The organism is Desulfosporosinus sp. I2, from assembly GCF_000960765.1.
GTDB lineage: Bacteria > Bacillota > Desulfitobacteriia > Desulfitobacteriales > Desulfitobacteriaceae > Desulfosporosinus.
Genome location: NZ_JYNH01000006.1, coordinates 18,696 through 36,108, shown reverse-complemented (window position 1 = coordinate 36,108; position 17,413 = coordinate 18,696). Strand labels below are relative to the sequence as shown.

Here is a 17,413-nt window from a genome sequence, read left to right as displayed (position 1 = left end):
CTAAATTCCAATCAATCATCACTAATCCATCCTTTCTTTATTTCTTGTTCAGGAAATATTTATGCTGCTAGTACTTAGTGCTTTCAATCCTGATTATTTTTTAACCTCTTAAGCTTCCGAACTACCGTAGACTGGTTAACCCCTAAAGCCTCCGCGGCTTTAATCGTGGTTCCGTGTTGTTTCATAGCTAACGTAACAAGTTGTTGTTCTAAATCATCGATAGCTTCTTTAAGAGGAATTAACCCAGCCACTGTAACCGACCTAAGAGGGCTTTGTTCCTTTTCATAAAGTACGAGGTCAACTTCCCTCGCGGAAATAAACTTGTCATTCGAGGTGACCACCAACCGCTCTATCACATTTGCCAACTCTCGAACATTACCAAGCCAAGAATAGTTTAAAAACAATTGAACAGCTTCCGGAGAAAAAACTTTGTCCAGCCCATGGCGTTTATTGTTTTGCTCGAGATGAAAAAGAACAAGTGGAATAAGATCTTCCTTACGTTCCCTTAGGGCCGGAACCTTGATAGGTACTACGTTGAGACTAAAGAAGAGATCCTTATGGAAAAGTCCCTTTTCCACTAACTCTTTCAAAGGTCTGCTTGAACTGGCAATAATTCTTATATCGACAGAGATGGGTTCCTTGCCACCTGAAACTTGTAATATCTTATCCTGAAGTATCCGCAACAAACGTTGTTGCAAACTTAAGGACATCTTACCAATATCCTCAAGGTAAACAGTCCCTTTTTCCGCTAGCTCGAATATTCCCTTTTTCCCCCTATGGGCGATATCCAAAGGGATCCCTTGTCCAAATAGTTCAATCTCTAACAGTTGATTGGGTAGTGATCCGCAATTCAATTTGTAAAAAGGTGCTTGTCCACGTTTACTTCGAACGTGGATCAATCTGGCGATTTCTTCCTTACCTACCCCTTGTTCCCCGATCAATACTACGGGGGAATCCACCTGACTAACCCTAATCGCAAGATCCATGACATTGTTCATGATGACGGAACAGGACCTTAACTCAGCACCTATTTCCTGATGATTCCTCATCTCAGCGATTTGTGACTGATATTTCTCAGAAAGTTGTTTACTCTCTTCAAGCGCTTCTCGTAAAAATACCAACTCACTCATATCCCTAATGTTGATGACAATTTTAACAATTTCCCCTTCTTCACTATAAACCGGGTTACCCGTGATCACTAGCGAGTGCTTAGCCAACGGCCTTTCCAGAAGACTGACAAGTGCATCCTGCTTTTTTACTAAATGAACAATATTTTTTTGAAAAATACCCTTATCCACGAAATCTTTGAACGGCCTTCCCACCAGTTCCGTCCATGTAACATCTAATATCCTCCCTACAGCAGGGTTGCAACGCAGGATCTCACCCTGACCATCACAAATGATTAATCCGTCATAGGAGGAAGCGATGATTGTTTGGAGCTCTTCATTGAGTTGTTTAACACTTCTTAATTCCTGCAAAACCTTTTCTATCTCAGAAACATCTTGGAAAACTCCTACCGCCCCTACTACTTCCCCATCTTTAAGAATCGGTGTCCGATTGGAAATATACAATCTGCGACCCACTTTAAATTTTGCCCCAAATTCAGGGATTCCGCTGCGCACAACCTCTAAAAGGCCTGTCGGAATAATAATATCGTTTAAGAAATGTCCGACCGCTTTCTCTTTAGTTGAACGCGTAGGCCTTTCTGCCGCCGGATTGAGGGATGTAATAATTCCTTGTTTATTGATCGCTAAAATCCCATTGTGGGCCGAGTCAAAGACCGCCTCGAGTTCTTGACTACGTAATTCAGCCTGTTGAAGATAAGATTGTATCAAGGAATATTTAGTAACCACTCCAGTAATTTCTTCTTGGTTATTCAATACGGGGTATATATCAAATGGTAAATCCCTAACCTCTTCTATTAAGGCATCTTCTTTTAAAGGAAGGAAGCGGGTAGTCAAATAGTCGACGGCCTTATTCTCGGCTGAGAACTGTTCAAGGCCCTTCTCAAAAATCTGTTCTTTGGTAACCATCCCTAGCAAACGGCCCTGATCGTTGAGTATAGGCAAGCCAGTTACTTTTTTTTCTTTGATCAAAGTAAGTGCATCCCCTATAGTGTGGTAACTGTGAAGACATACAGAAAGTCGTGACATTACTTGCCCAACACGCAACAAACTATTCTCCTCCCATCAAGAAACTTGCTAAACAATAACCCTTTGCCATTAACTTCTAAGTGTTTAAATACATCAAGTAACTACCTATTCGGCTGATAGCCAAGTTCGATTTTCGCAATAATCTGCATATGGATGTTGGAAGTCCCTTCCAGAGTTTCAAACTGCTTAGCATCTCTTAACCATCTACCGCACGGATATTCGGTTGAATAACCATAGGAACCGTAGATTTTCATGGCCATATTTGCGGCATGTACCGCTGCATTAGAACCGAATAGCTTGGCAATCGAGGTCGCCTGCTGATTAGGTAATTGGTGGTCTTTTAGCCAGGCAGCCCGATAGACGAGATATTTAGCCGCTTCATCTTCAAGTTTCATTTCCGCAATTTGCTGCTGAATCATTTGATGTTTTCCAATTGGCATACCAAACTGGACACGCTCATTAGCATACTGAACAGAGCCCTCTAGGCAGGCTGCCGAGAGCGCAGCGGAACCAGTAGCACAACCCATACGTGTATTATTCAACATCCACATACAAATTAGGAAACCCTTATTAAATGGACCTAAAAGGTTTTCTTTCGGAATCACTGCGTTTTCAAAGACAAGTTCAGACGTTGGGGCAGGCCACATGCCTACTTTCTTAAGAATCGGAATTCTGGTAATGCCCGGGGTATTATTGTAATCGACGATAAAGCAGGATAAACCCTTAGTTCCTCCTCCTTTTTCCGTTGCCGCATAGACAAGCCCAATATCGCAAGTATGACCGCCTGATATCCACATTTTCGAGCCATTCATCAACCAGTGGTCACCCTTATCTTCCGCAAAGGTCTTCATACTCCCCACATCGGAACCAGTGTTGGCTTCAGTCATTGCAAAACTACCAACCGCTTCCCCACTGACAAGACGGGGGATATACGTTTGTTTTTGTTCCTCTGTACCCCATTGATTAATCGTCATGGCTGGTCCCCAGACGTTGCCACTGACGCTTAGTCTCCAGGAAGTATGCACCTTAGCTATTTCATATAGTGCGACGACGGCTTCCATCCAACCCATACCATTTCCGCCATACTCTTCCGGAATGCTCCACCCTAGCAGGCCTAGCCCACCCATTTTAGTCAGGATCTCTCGGCGGTAGTAATGATTTTCTTCATCTTCTTCAACAAACGGAGCAATTTCCTTTTCGGCAAAATCACGAGCCATCTCTTGAACCATTCTTTGTTCTTCGCTTAATCCGAAATCCATTTCTTATCTCCCCTCTAGATTAATTTACAGGCCAGTAAAAATAGGTCTACGCTTCTCTTTAAGGGCAGCTAGTCCTTCCCTGTGGTCGGACATTTCGGTAACAATGGCCATTTGAGAAGAAATCAGATCTAAAGCTGTGCGTAAGTCATTAGTACGTTGAGCTGAATAAACAGCCCTCTTAATCATTTTTACACAGACTGGGGCGGAGTCGGCAATTTTCCTAGCCATCTCTATGGTAGCTTCTTCTAAATCTAGGGCGGGGACAACCTTATTGACCATACCCATTTTTTCTGCGTCATAAGCAGATATTAATTCCCCAGTCCATAAGATTTCCAAGGCCTTTGCAACTCCAACCAAACGTGGTAGATAGAAGGCACCCCCATCACCCGGCACAAGGCCTGCTTTTATATAGCCAGTAGAAAGCTGAGCGTCATCTGCTGCAACCCTAATATCGCACATTAAAGCCATATCGAGGCCTGCCCCTATAGCCATACCATTAATTCCACAAATAACTGGTTTATCCATCATGTCTAAGGTCAAAGCAATTTTATGAATATTCTCTGTTAAAGCCTGTTTTCGATCAAAGGCTTTATCCCCCCATGACTCACCCTGATCATCACACCCTACAAAACCCTTTCCTTCTGACATGGCTTCTATATCACCGCCAACAGAAAAAGAGTTACCTTTGGCCGTGACTACAATGACTCTTATTGATGGATCATTTTGAGCGTCTTTTAATGCTTCTGACCATTGCCGAATCATGGGTAAGGAAAAGGCATTATACTTTTCCGGTCTGTTAAGAAAGATTCTAGCTAAATAACCCTCTTTTTGATAAATAAGATGGTCATCCTGTTGTCTTACCATGAATAACGTCTCCTTTATGTCTTAGTTTTGTTTGCCTTCATCTAATATGGATATCCATGGTAGCTTCTTTTTTGATTAAACTCGAAAATTCGCTTGGAACATTTTATCCCTTTATCGTCCTAGGTAGGATCATCTGATGGATGGGTGTGATAGATTTAGGGTTTTGATAATTTGCGCCTGCAAAAGCCACACAATATTTTCTTAAATCTGGAAGGGTAACAATCTCATCCACAAAACCCCGCTGTGCACAGAACACTGGTCTTGACTTATCTTCATATGACTTCACCATTTGATTCATTTTTTCTATGATGGGTCCCAAATCGTTACCTGCTTCTTGTTCCTTAACCAATCTTCGAGCATAAGATGCGGCTGCAGCAGTTTCCCCGTGCATTACATAAATTTCCGTTACCGGAGTTCCCAGAGTAAAGGCGTTGTTTTCATTAGCTTGGGGACCTCCCATAATATAATGAGCAGCAGCCGTTCCTTTTCTTAAAATCACACACATCATCGCGATGTCTGTTTTTTCGATTGAATAAATCAAGCTCTGCCCAAGAGCGAGCAATTCGGCTTGTTCCGCAATATCACCTACATCAATACCCGTTGTATCTTGTAGCCAAATGATCGGTAAATTATCTCGACCGCATAAGGTAACAAACTCAGATTGTTTGATTAGTCCCTGACGATAATGTTTACCACCTATGCCCACGTAGGCACCCTGAGCATACTCCGGATATTTCGGCAATATTCCCTGTTTGTTGCCGATCACTCCCACTGGGAAGCCATCAATTTTAGCGACCCCGGTAAACACCTCCGGTCCATACTCTGGCCTATACTCCATAAATTCACTATTATCCGTAAGCCGTGCCAATACTTGAATAGCATCATAGGGCCTTTTTTGGTTGGCAGCGATTATTCTATTTAAATCTTGAACCGGAAACTTTGGTAGAGCTGGTTCAGCTACACGGAACACTTTGGGATCAAAAGCCGGCATGCCACTCATATACTCTTTAATACCGTCTAAGACGCCAACTTCAGTATCATGAACTTCTCTAAAATAAGCAGTTTCATCAAAATGAGTTTCCACACGGCCCGGTGCCTTTTCCTTGAATCCTTTGGTAGCATTGATTAATTGTTGGGCCGATTCCAAATCGAAGAAGCCCTTAGGGTTCATCCCTCCAACAATCCCCGCACCCCCGACTGCGATATTAGCATCTTTATGGGCAATCAGGATTGTAGGACTGATTCCTTGATAGCCTCCTCCAGCTGGGTTAGTACCATAAATACCATTTAGGATCGGAATTCCAAGCCGATTCAGCTCTGCATGCCTATAAAAGGCAGCACCGCTTCCTCGTCGATCAGCATAGACATTTTCTTGCTCCATCAACTTAACTCCACTACAGTTAGTGAGCCAAACTAGAGGAATATTAAGCCTTTTGGCCAAATCAGTGACCCTTAAAATATTCTCAGCTTGGCCAGAAATCCAAGCTCCGGCCATGACCTTATTATCGAAGGCGATAATCGCTGCCCATTTCCCGTCTATTTTCCCTAGACCGTCTACAACCCCTGTACAACCTTCTTCATTCGTTCTAGGGTTATAAAGTGTATGTAACGGACACCACGTTCCGGCATCCACTAAATATTCCAGTCGATCCCAAACCGTCATCTGGCCTCGTTTTCTTATTGTATCAGAGGGAGTCCCAGTATTTTTAACCTCTTCGATCGCTTTACTAATTATTTCCTCTTGCTCTTGAATAATTTTTATATTATCTTCACTACGTTTAATCTCACCGTCACTTAAAGGTTTACCGATATCCGACATCTTTTCAAAATAAGGTCGTAAGGCTGTTTGTTTTCTATTCAAAGGACAATTCCCCCTTTTCATCTTCATCCAGTCGCGAGCCTCCCACTTCAAGTAGGAGTGGTACCATACTCCGCTTCACATACATATGACCTATGCATACAACATATATAAGGGACATACTTCTAGTGGATTTTTGCACCTTCTGAAGTTTTGTAACTAATCTAGGGGGCTAACATGAACGGACAATTTACTCGATTACAACTAATACCTGATCTTCGCTCACACTTTCCCCTTGTTTAACTTCAATCTTAACGACTTTGCCAGCATCAACTGCATAAATAGGGGTTTCCATTTTTAACGCTTCAAGGATTATTATTTCATCGTCCATTTCAACCACGTCTCCAACAGCTACATTTATCTTCCATACATTTCCTGCCATCGGCGAAACTAAGTTTGCCATTTGATTCACCTCCTCTCAATAAGGTTTAATGTTTTCCCATACCTTTACTACATAACAGCTTAATGAAAACAGAATCATAATTTTAACTATGCACAGATGCATATATATGTGTATTTGCATAACCTAATTTAGTGTAAAAGATTTTTTTTAAAATAATAATTAACACATTTTTATTTTTAGCAAAAAAAGCACGTATTTCAACTAAATAGGCCTATATTTCACTTACCATAGCCTATTTTGGTTTTATGATTTTAACTTTTAGCCAATAATACTTCTTACAATTATGCATATTCTTGGAATGTTTTTATTTATATTATCTCATTAGTCAGAAAATTACAATACTTATATGCACAAATGACTATAATTAAAAACTATTTCTATATATATAAAAAGAACGCTGGAGACAGTCTCTATACTGCGTTTCCATGCGTTCTTTTAACCCATTTTCTTCAGTTTATAAACAATTCTCCAATTCTGATAACCCAATTCAGTTGGAGCTATTCCTAAACTCTAGGGACAAAATTCTTAGTCTACTTATGCTAAATAATAATGCAGATTAGCCCTCCGCTACCATCATTAACAATCCGCTGTAAGGTGTCTTGGAGTTTATGTTGCGCATTTTCCGGCATTTTGTAAAGCTTATTTTGGATACCTTCGCGAACTAAATCATGTAACGATTTACCAAAAATATTGGATTCCCAGACCTTCTTAGGATCGCTTTCAAACTCATCCAGCATATACTTGACCAGTTCTTCAGCTTGCCTTTCCGTCCCGATTAATGGGGTAATTTCCGTGGTAACATCCGCCCTGATAATATGCAATGATGGAGCACTGGCCTTGAGCTTAATTCCATAATGCCCCCCTTGTTTTACTAATTCAGGTTCTTCCAGGAACATTTCCTCCAGTTGAGGAGTGACAACGCCGTAGCCGTTGACTCGGACTTCTTCAATGGCTGCGGACAATTTATCCCATTCTTTTTTACCTTTGCTATAGTCTAAGACTAAACGAAGTAAAGAATGATCTCCTTCAATTTCAATCCCTGTGAAATCTTGCAGAACAGTTTTAAAGAGTCCATCGATTGCGGTAATTTCTACATTAGCAATACCATTACCTAAATTCATCTCTTTGAGAAGGACATCTTGTGCATATTGACATTCGACTAAAACATCTAAGGCTTGGTCGATATCTCTCAGACGCCGAACACCGTCAATCGCTTTTCGTACGGTATCTTCAAAAGCGGCCCGAACTGGATGAATGGGATCCAGTTCCTCGACCCATTTGGGAAGATCAATATTGACCTCAGCGACGGGGAACTCATACAATACTTCTTCGAGAATTTGCGTAATATCTTCTTGGCTCATTTCCAGACAATTTACAGGTATAACCGGTATACCATATCTTTCTTCAAGAGCACGACTCAATTCCTGTGTGTTATCTGCATAAGGACGAGTCGTATTTAAGACCACCACAAATGGTTTTCCCAGTTGACGGAGTTCGGTAATGACACGTTCTTCGGAATCAAGATAGGCATCCCGTGGAATATCTGTAATAGATCCATCCGTTGTGACGACTATCCCAATCGTCGCATGGTCCGTAATGACTTTGCGAGTGCCCATTTCTGCTGCCTCCTGGAATGACATGGGTTCGTCACTCCAGGATGTTTTCATCATGCGTGGCTCCTCACCGTCCTCAGCCTCGTACCCTAAAGCGCCTTCTACACTGTAGCCTACACAATCGACCAAACGGACATTCATGTGAATTGTGTCTTTGACAACGATTTCCACAGATTCTGATGGAATAAACTTAGGTTCCGTCGTCGTAATAGTTCTTCCTGTTCCACTTTGAGGAAGTTCATCTTTGGCCCGTTCCCGCTCAAATGCATCTAGGATGTTGGGCAAGACTAGGAGGTCCATGAATCGTTTGATAAAGGTGGACTTTCCTGTTCGGACTGGCCCGACGACACCGAGGTAGATATCGCCCCCTGTACGTTCAGCGATATCCCTAAAAATGTCTACTTTTTCCATTAGTAATTTCCCTCCCTTTTGAGTGCTGTCCCAAAATTTGGGGAAGGGCCTCCACCTTATCTCCCCTTCCACCTCCCTGTAACCCGTGGATTCCCAATAACCGGACTAGCACATTAAGCAGTATAAGTATATTGGCTCTTTTGGGTAAATATGACTACATATAGAAAACTTGGCTAGCGCCAAGCCTTCCAGGCGCCTGCGGTAGCTTTAGTTGTACTTATGATTCCAGAACGTTATATTTTTGTAACAGTCTGTCATTTACCATCTCGGCTAGTACAACAAAAAAAACGCAGAAAAGGCCTTTAAAGAACCTCTTCTACGTTTATGAAACTAAACCTTAAAATATGTATACTATCTTAACCAACTCATCTCCACGACTTCTTCAAGTTCATGGCGTTTTCCACGGGACATTAAATCGACCACTGCCTCTTGTGGATCTGCTCCTTCAAAAAGTACTTTGTAGGCTTGCTCCGTGATAGGCATCGAGACATTTTTCTCCTTACTAAGCTGATAAGCAACACGGGCAGCCCTAACCCCTTCTACCACCATTCCTACATCTTTAAGGACTATTTCCAAAGGCTTACCTTGGCCAAGAGCGACACCTGCCCGACGATTGCGGCTATGCAAGCTGGTACATGTAACAATTAGGTCGCCTACCCCTGATAACCCAGCAAAGGTTAATGGATGCCCACCTAAAGCTACACCCAAACGAGCAATCTCCGCTAATCCCCGAGTCATCAGTGCTGCTTTGGTGTTGTCTCCAAATCCTAACCCTTCAGCAATTCCTGTACACAATGCAATGATATTCTTTAAGGCCCCACCGAGTTCTACCCCTATGACATCAGGATTCGTATAAATTCTAAATTTAGAAGTCATCATCATATCTTGGACCGCTACAGCCGTCTCGACATCCGAGCCTACTACGACAGTTGTCGGCATATCCCTACCGACTTCTTCGGCATGGCTAGGACCGGACAAGACGGCAATGGGATTTTGGGAAAGCTCCTCAGTTAATACTTGCGAAAGGCGGAGATGGGTTCCATCCTCTAAACCCTTGGCCGTATTAACCACGATACAACCCGGCACGAGATAAGGCTTAACTATGCGGGCAGCTTCTCTGACGCTATGTGAAGGGACGCTGAACACGACCAAGTCCGCATTTAATTGTTTGAGATCCGTTGTGGGCAGAAGTCTTGATGGCAAAACAACGCCTGGTAGATAATGGGTATTTTCGCGTTGCTTCCGCATACGTTCCATAGCGTCTGGATCACGACCGATGAGGGAGACCTGATGCCCAGCATTCGCCAAGAGCACAGCTAAAGCACTTCCCCAACTTCCTGCACCATAAACAGCTATATTTGGCATAACCTACCCCCTACTCGATATTCGATATTCGTGGTTCGTGGTTCGAATATTGTAGTGGACTACTTACTACGAACCTCAACTCTAGAACTACGAACCACGCACTCGATGTTCGATATTCGCGGTTCGAATATTAAGTAGACCATGAACGCGAACCGCAACCCTCGAACCACGAACTACGTACCACGAACCACGAACCACGATTTTACTTGTCTCCAAATCGGTGTTCTGTTCCATTTAAGACACGTTGGATATTGCTCCGATGCAGGTAGATCACAGCAGAGGCGGCAACCAAGCCAAAAACCCGATACGCAAACGGTTCCGAAAAAACAAAAACAGTAATAGCAACCGTTAGAGCACCAACTACGGAACCCATAGAAACATAACGCGTCAAGACGACGACCACAATAAAAAGTGCGATTGCTAAAAACATAACTTTTGGCATTAGCACCGTAATAATCCCGAATCCTGCGGCAACCCCCTTCCCGCTGGGCCGAAACTTGAATAACGGATTCCAGCTATGGGCCGCCATTACTAGGAACCCTCCTATGATTCCTCCCCATGGTCCGTACGCCCATAAACCGAGGAGAGCTGCCAAGGCGCCTTTCAAAAAATCTCCGAGCAATACTAAAATGCCCAGTTTAACCCCCAAAAGGCGAAAGGCATTTGTTGTGCCAATATTTCCGCTGCCATGCCGACGCACGTCAATTCCTTTGAGCTGGCCAGCAAGATAAGCAAAAGGGATGGCACCCAAGCAATACGCTAAAATAAAAATCGAATAGCGTGGCATGGCATTAATCCTTCTCTTTCTCTTCATCTTTTTGTCGGACAACAATTCGGATTGGAGTACCTTCAAACCCAAAATGTTTCCTCATTTGATTCTCCAAATAGCGTTTATAGGAAAAATGCATTAACTCTGGATCATTGACAAAGAAAACAAACGTAGGCGGCTTTACTCCCACTTGGGTAAGGTATCTTACTTTTAAGCGCCGCCCTTTGTCGGACGGGGGCGGATTAAGATGAATCCACTCTCTCAGCAAGGTGTTCAAGGTTGCCGTTGTCACGCGTGTGGAATTTTGTTCCACGACAAAATCGACAAGTTCCAAGATTTTATTAACCCTTTGCCCTGTTTTGGCGGAAATAAACATGGTTGGCGCATACTGCATAAACCCTAATTCTTCACGAATTGTCTTTTCGTATTTATTAATGGTCTTTTCATCTTTATCGACAAGATCCCATTTGTTAATGACCAAAATAATTCCTTTGCCCGCTTCATGAGCATACCCAGCGATTTTCTTATCTTGCTCAGTGACTCCATCAACGGCATCAATCAGCATGAGAATCATGTCCGAGCGATCCACGGCCCGAAGAGAACGAACCACGCTATATTGCTCAGTTAGTTCATCGATGCGTGATTTACGACGCATACCTGCTGTATCAATCAGAATATAGTGCTTGCCCTCGTGTTCAAACGGAGTATCAATGGCATCTCGGGTCGTTCCAGGAATATTACTTACTATGACCCGTTCTCTCCCGAGAATCATGTTTACTAAGGAAGATTTTCCTACATTTGGACGCCCGATCACGGAAATCCTAATCACATCGGGATCATAATCGTCTTCCTCATCCTTTGGTAGTTTAGAGATAACCAAATCAAGTAAATCTCCCGTATTCATACCATGTACTGCAGAAATAGGAATTGCTTCTCCTAATCCTAAGCTTAAAAAGTCATAAAGTTGTCCTTCAACCTTTTCGAAATTTTCAACTTTATTGGCTGCCAGCAAGACAGGCTTCCCCGAGCGGCGGAGCGTTCTGGCAATTAGATCATCATCAGGAGTCGGAGATATTTGAGCGTCGACGACAAAAATAATGACGTCTGCTTCTTCCATAGCAATTTCTGCCTGCCGACGCATCTGCGCAGCGATGGGAGTTCCTTCATCCTTAAATTCTATTCCCCCAGTATCTATCAAGGCAAACTTTCGTCCCAGCCATTCTGCATCACGATAAAGACGATCTCTTGTCACACCCGGCATATTTTCAACAATGGCTACCAGTCCACCTGTGATACGGTTAAACAAGGTAGATTTTCCCACATTCGGTCGTCCTACAATTGCTACTACTGGTTTACTCAAATCATCCCACCTCCAAAGAATCCCCAATTAGATGTTCCAAGAATACTATGCCATTATTTTCGACAATACTAGCCTTGCCATTGACCTTTTCTTCTAACCACTTGACACTGTGATCATCCAGAAAGAGGTCTTCATCAGCTTTCAGCATCACACGGGGAATTAGAAATGTCCCACCTGACAGATCCTCCAGTTGCCGGGAGATATCTTGGGCCGTTAACAATCCTGCAGCTGTTACAGAGGTTCCAAAAAAATCGTTATGTATGACATGGACCGTTAGTTCCAAGCCCTTGATACGATCCATTAAACGGTGACTCCATGACTCAAAAAACTCTTGAGCTGAGGTCCCTGTGATCAGATGAATACGGCGACCGGCCAATTCTGTCGGTAAAAGGTCCCATACCGATTCCATCTCGGTCATGAATTTTCGGGCCATTCCTATACCATTTTCAAGTTGAGGAAAATCATCGTAAACGGCAGCCCCAGGAAACTCTCGTCCAGCCATAACATAGAATTCGTCGGCATAATAGACCAGATGTTGGCCCGTCAACGACAGGAATTTCTTCTGCCACACCTCTGCTTGAGCTAAGATATCTAAAGCTTCAGCGGGCGTGAATCCACGCAAGGGGGTAAGGTGTTCACGGTAGCGGGTTAACCCCACGGGGACCACGGCAATGGATTGTATCGCTGGATAGAGATTGCCCAGCTCTTTGATCGTTTCATTTAAAACCTCTCCATCGTTATGATCCGGAACCACCACTATCTGGGCATGGACCGCGATTCCAGCCTCTGCAAAGCGTTTGATTTGGTCGGGTAGCCTTCCTGCGTGGGGGTTCCTCATCATACGCGCCCGTACTTCTGAGTTCCAAGCGTGGACCGAAACATAGAGAGGGCTAAGATGGAGGGAAATAATTCTCTCAATTTCCTCCTCATTTAAATTAGAAAGAGTAATAAAACTTCCTTGGGTAAGGGATAAGCGGTAATCGTCGTCTTTATCATAAAGGGTCGACCGCATTCCTTTTGGCATTTGAGCCACAAAACAAAACGTACAATTATTACGACAAAATTTTAGTCCGTTAGAACTGATTTCTACTTCAAGACCTAAGAATTCCTCTGGATCTTTCTCAATCTCAAGCTCCCATTGTTCACCGTTTTTCTTCTCGATCAGTAGCATAAATTGATCTTCAGCTATGCCAAATTGAAAGTCTACAATATCGTTAAGTTCTTCTTCGTTGACTTTAAGAACACGATCCCCAACTTCAATTTCCATTTCCTCAGCAACACTCCCATTATGGACAGCAGTGACCACTAGCCCGTTCGACAAAACGTTTCATCCTCCTGACAATTAAGATCGAGGGTATTTCCTAGCCTCAATCGTTTACAAGTATACTACATATCAATCAGGCCTGCTACTGAAGTTCGCGTTCCTCCAGAGGTTCGTAAGTAACCTCATTATTCGAAGACAACTTATTAGCGGTCACCTTTTCTAGATTCCGTTCGGTATAATATTGCCGACCTAGACATAGGCTGGCCCCAAGCGCGAAGAAACCGACTCCAAAATTCCAAACAAATTCCTCAGGTAAGTCGGCATAGCTTACGATTCCATCATAGGTAAAACGCACGAAAGCTTGATTTATTAGTAAGCTCCCTGATAACGCGGCTGCTGTTCCCCAAAAAGTTTTCGCTGTTAACCAAGCAACCACAACCATTATCAACAGAAAAATCCATGGCCCATATGGGAGAACTCCAGGCTCATTGACTTGAAACAGGGTCTCCATGCCTACGATTAAACTGGTCACTAAAAGCGGAAACATCCGTTTTTCAGCTCGTTTCATAGCCCATCCCCAGAAAACCAGCATAACTGACAAACGTGCATAGTGCCAGTGCCAAGGTAGCGTTACAGGAACCATGAATTCTAACCATTTTCCGATCAGCCAAGCAATCGATAAGCTGAGAAAAAAGCGCTGAGAAGCTCGTTTTTCTACCCAAGTTTCGAGGGTTAAGAATAGAATTACCCATTCTCCATAGGGAAATAGCACATAACTCCCACCTTATGACGGAACTTTTCCCTATTATTCCCGTAAAGAAGGAGTTTACACTGTGATCTTCTGTGGGCGTTTCGCCAGCATCAGAGTCGGGGTTTTTTTACGATAGCGAGATAGATTTAAGATCAGACCTAGTTTGACCAAAGTAATCACCAAGGAATTCCCGCCATAAGAGATTAAAGGAAGGGTAATCCCTGTCACCGGAAGTACTCCAGTCACCACTGCTAAATTAATGGTTGTTTGTATAGCTAACGTTGATATCAATCCAAAACCCAATAATCGTCCAAAACGATCCGGGCATCCACTGATAACATAATAGGCGCGTGCGTACAACGCAACAAAGAGAAGTATCAAAAACACAGTCCCTATCAGGCCCAATTCTTCTCCAACAATAGCAAAAATTGTATCGGTGTGGTTTTCAGGAAGGAATCCATATTTTTGCATACTTCGCCCTAAACCAACTCCGAACAAGCCGCCCGAGCCGAAGGCAATTTCAGCATTTGTAATCTGATACCCTAAATCCATGTCATATTTCCACGGGTCAAGCCACACTAAAATTCGATTCCATTGGTATTCTGTCCTATGAATCATATAAACTAACGGCAGTCCAAGCGTCGGTACGGCAGCTACAAACCAAAATGTCGGAAGTTCCGTCTGTAACAGCATGACTGCACAGGTTAGTGCCAAGACCATTGCTGTCCCCAAATCAGGTTGTTTATAGACAAGGGCCAAAATAAGGATCGTAATCGGCAGGAGTATGCCTAAAGGGGTACGCCAATCTTTGCCCCGCATTACCGGATATCGATCTAAAATATGCGCATAAAAAAGTACCATGGCAAGTTTGGCAACTTCTGAAGGTTGAACTGTAAATCCCAATAGTTTAATCCACCGGGCAGAGCCATTCGCTTGAATCCCTGAATCAGTAAAGATGACTGCTATCAGTAATACCATGCTTATAAGGATACCTATTCCGGCCAAGCGCCTTAAAAACGTATAAGGAATAAGCATGGCCACAATTGCAAAAAAAGCACCTACAATCGTCCACTTTAATTGTTGCGTAACAAAAAAGTATGAATTTTGTTGTGTGTTAAACCCTCGCACTGCGCCCGCGCTTAGAATCATGATTAATCCAAACGCTAAAAGTGCTAGAGTTAGGAATAATATGGGGAAATCTATTGGCAACTTTAGTTTTCGTTTAGCCATCAGGCTCCCCTTCCTTTAACGTAATAGAGAAACTGGCTTGTGTTTAAAATGACTTCCTGCGTCATAGAACAGGAAGCCATTGTTAACCATTTAATAACACCCGTCTTGGAGAGTTACTTTGCTTGGTTCTCTGAGTTGAAAATATTCCCAAGGACATCCCCTATTGTTACCGGCTGGATTTCAGGCTGTTCAGCTAAAGCCTGCGTATCATTTGTCTGAGTGGAATCAGCCATCGCCTCACGTATACTTAAGCTTATTCTTTTCTCCTCTGGCTTACATTGAAGGACCTTAGCAGTTACGATTTCTCCAACTTTAAGCACATCTTCGACTTTATTAACCCGTTGCTCTGACAATTGGGAAATATGAACTAATCCATCGACACCCGCTCCCAGCGAGACAAATGCGCCAAAGGGAGTGATACGCACCACTTTTCCCTGAATGATTGATCCCACAGGATAATTTACAGCTGCTTGAAGCCAGGGACTCTCTTTAAGCTGTTTAAACCCTAAGGCTAATTTTCCTGTTTGGTGATCCAATCTTAAAACCTGAACCTCAACCTCGTCCCCAACCGCCAGCAATTCCGAAGGGTGCTTAATCCGCGTATATGCCATATCCGAAATATGAAGCAACCCATCCATTCCACCAATATCAATAAAAACTCCAAAATCAGCTATCCGCCTGACGACGCCGGAAACTACATCACCCTCTTTGAGGGTTTCTAGTAACTGTTGGCGTTTAAGCGCTTGTTCCTCTTCCAAAATTACTTTCTGGGAAAGTACTACTTTGCGTTTTGATGAGTCAAATTCAATTAATCTCAAGCGTAAGGTTTGCCCCAAAAACTGATTCAGATCTTCGACATAACCTAATTGGATTTGAGAGGCTGGAACGAACCCCCTTAGTCCCACATCCACCACTAAGCCACCTTTAACTACCTCAACGACCTTAGCCTGAATTTCTTCTTTACTTGCCGCAACGTTGTCTAAACGTTCATGAGCAGCCTCTTCATCTGCTTTTCGTTTTGAAAGAACGGTATACCCTTCTTCATTTTCTACGCGAAGTACGACAGCATTGATGATATCCCCGATTGCTACAACATCCTCCGGATGAGTCGGCCGACCAATCGATAACTCATTGAGTGGAATGACTCCCTCGCATTTCCAGCCAATATCGACGAAGATTTCCTCTCTGTTTATTTTAACGACAGTACCAGAAACCCGTGCGCCGAGATGAATCTCTTGCAAGCTTTCTATCCAACGTTCCATATTCATTTCGTTTTCATTCATTTCAGACATTTTTTTATAAACCTCCTCAATGATCCAATCCGGCGTAGAAGCCCCCGCTGTTAAGCCGGCATTTTTAGCTTCGATAAACCAAGTAGTTTCCAATTCATCCGCAGTTTCAATGAGATATGTTTTTGTGCGTTCCTCACAGATACTGGCTAGTTTTCGGGTATTTGCACTATTACGTCCGCCCACAACAACCATGACATCAACAGTCTCTGCTAATTCTCGAGCCACTTTTTGTCGTTCTGCAGTTGCATTACAGATCGTGTTATGAACGGTTATGTCACCCGTATGAAGTTTCAACTCTTCGACGATCTTAGAAAAGTTTTCCGCAAGTTGAGTTGTCTGTGCCAAAACGGCTAAATGCGGGTAATAAGGAAGCTCTTTTGCTTCCTCGACCGTTTGGATCGGTATGGCCTGTTCTCCAGCCCACCCTAAAATACCTTGAACCTCAGGGTGAAGCTTATCTCCCATGACAATCACTTGTTGCCCTAATTGTGCGGACTCGGCCGCTAGTCGTTGAGCTTTTTGAACAAAGGGACAAGTGGCATCGACTACCCGAACCCCTTTGTGCGCAGCCCCATCATAAACGCTAGGTGCAACACCATGAGATCGAATAATTAACGCTTGATTGAAGGTTACTTCACTCAAATCATCCACTACTCGAATTCCATGTTCTGATAAGCGTTTTACGACCTGCTGATTATGAATAAGGGGTCCAAGGGAAACAGCTTGTGAAGTTCCTGCTGTTCGTTCTGCCATTTCTAAGGCACGTTTCACTCCAAAACAGAACCCAGCTTTTGCCGCCATCGTGACTTTCAAACCATAGG

At 43.2% G+C, this 17,413-nt stretch carries 13 protein-coding genes; all 13 read right to left on the bottom strand.

The features are described 5' to 3' along the window. Positions 1-83: 83 nt before the first annotated feature. The 13 genes from UF75_RS02970 to UF75_RS02910 all read right to left on the bottom strand — a co-directional run bounded on the left by UF75_RS02970 (position 84) and on the right by UF75_RS02910 (position 17,405). A complete protein-coding gene (locus UF75_RS02970; RefSeq protein ID WP_045573111.1) occupies positions 84-2,174 on the bottom strand; it encodes a sigma-54-dependent Fis family transcriptional regulator in 2,091 nt (696 codons plus the stop codon). 80 nt (positions 2,175-2,254) lie between these two features. Then, positions 2,255-3,412, bottom strand: a complete 1,158-nt coding sequence (locus UF75_RS02965) for an acyl-CoA dehydrogenase family protein (protein WP_045573110.1) — start codon at positions 3,410-3,412, stop codon at positions 2,255-2,257. Positions 3,413-3,436: 24 nt separating this feature from the next. Further along, on the bottom strand, positions 3,437-4,276 hold the full coding sequence (locus UF75_RS02960) for an enoyl-CoA hydratase-related protein (protein ID WP_045573109.1): 840 nt from the start codon (positions 4,274-4,276) through the stop codon (positions 3,437-3,439). Between the two features lie 103 nt (positions 4,277-4,379). After that, positions 4,380-6,158, bottom strand: coding sequence for a carboxyl transferase domain-containing protein (locus UF75_RS02955; protein ID WP_242860093.1), 1,779 nt, complete (start codon positions 6,156-6,158; stop codon positions 4,380-4,382). Between the two features lie 166 nt (positions 6,159-6,324). Then, a complete protein-coding gene (locus tag UF75_RS02950; protein ID WP_045573108.1) occupies positions 6,325-6,537 on the bottom strand; it encodes a biotin/lipoyl-containing protein in 213 nt (70 codons plus the stop codon). Between the two features lie 539 nt (positions 6,538-7,076). Then, positions 7,077-8,561 (bottom strand): stage IV sporulation protein A, encoded by a 1,485-nt coding sequence (spoIVA, locus tag UF75_RS02945; protein ID WP_045573107.1) that lies wholly within the window; start codon positions 8,559-8,561, stop codon positions 7,077-7,079. A gap of 351 nt (positions 8,562-8,912) precedes the next feature. Next, entirely contained in the window at positions 8,913-9,926 is a 1,014-nt protein-coding gene (locus tag UF75_RS02940) for an NAD(P)H-dependent glycerol-3-phosphate dehydrogenase (protein WP_045573106.1), read from the bottom strand. Between the two features lie 202 nt (positions 9,927-10,128). After that, positions 10,129-10,713, bottom strand: coding sequence for a glycerol-3-phosphate 1-O-acyltransferase PlsY (gene plsY, locus UF75_RS02935; protein ID WP_045573105.1), 585 nt, complete (start codon positions 10,711-10,713; stop codon positions 10,129-10,131). Positions 10,714-10,717: 4 nt separating this feature from the next. Continuing rightward, a complete protein-coding gene (gene der, locus UF75_RS02930) occupies positions 10,718-12,055 on the bottom strand; it encodes a ribosome biogenesis GTPase Der (protein ID WP_045573104.1) in 1,338 nt (445 codons plus the stop codon). A 1-nt stretch (position 12,056) separates the two neighbouring features. Next, positions 12,057-13,376, bottom strand: a complete 1,320-nt coding sequence (locus tag UF75_RS02925) for a DUF512 domain-containing protein (protein WP_045573103.1) — start codon at positions 13,374-13,376, stop codon at positions 12,057-12,059. 85 nt (positions 13,377-13,461) lie between these two features. Continuing rightward, positions 13,462-14,091, bottom strand: a complete 630-nt coding sequence (locus UF75_RS02920) for a membrane protein (protein WP_045573102.1) — start codon at positions 14,089-14,091, stop codon at positions 13,462-13,464. Positions 14,092-14,145: 54 nt separating this feature from the next. Then, entirely contained in the window at positions 14,146-15,300 is a 1,155-nt protein-coding gene (gene ftsW / locus UF75_RS02915; RefSeq protein WP_045573101.1) for a putative lipid II flippase FtsW, read from the bottom strand. 113 nt (positions 15,301-15,413) lie between these two features. Further along, the gene (locus UF75_RS02910; RefSeq protein WP_045573100.1) at positions 15,414-17,405 is read right to left on the bottom strand and encodes a bifunctional 4-hydroxy-3-methylbut-2-enyl diphosphate reductase/30S ribosomal protein S1; all 1,992 of its coding nucleotides are present in this window, start codon (positions 17,403-17,405) and stop codon (positions 15,414-15,416) included. Positions 17,406-17,413 lie beyond the last annotated feature (8 nt).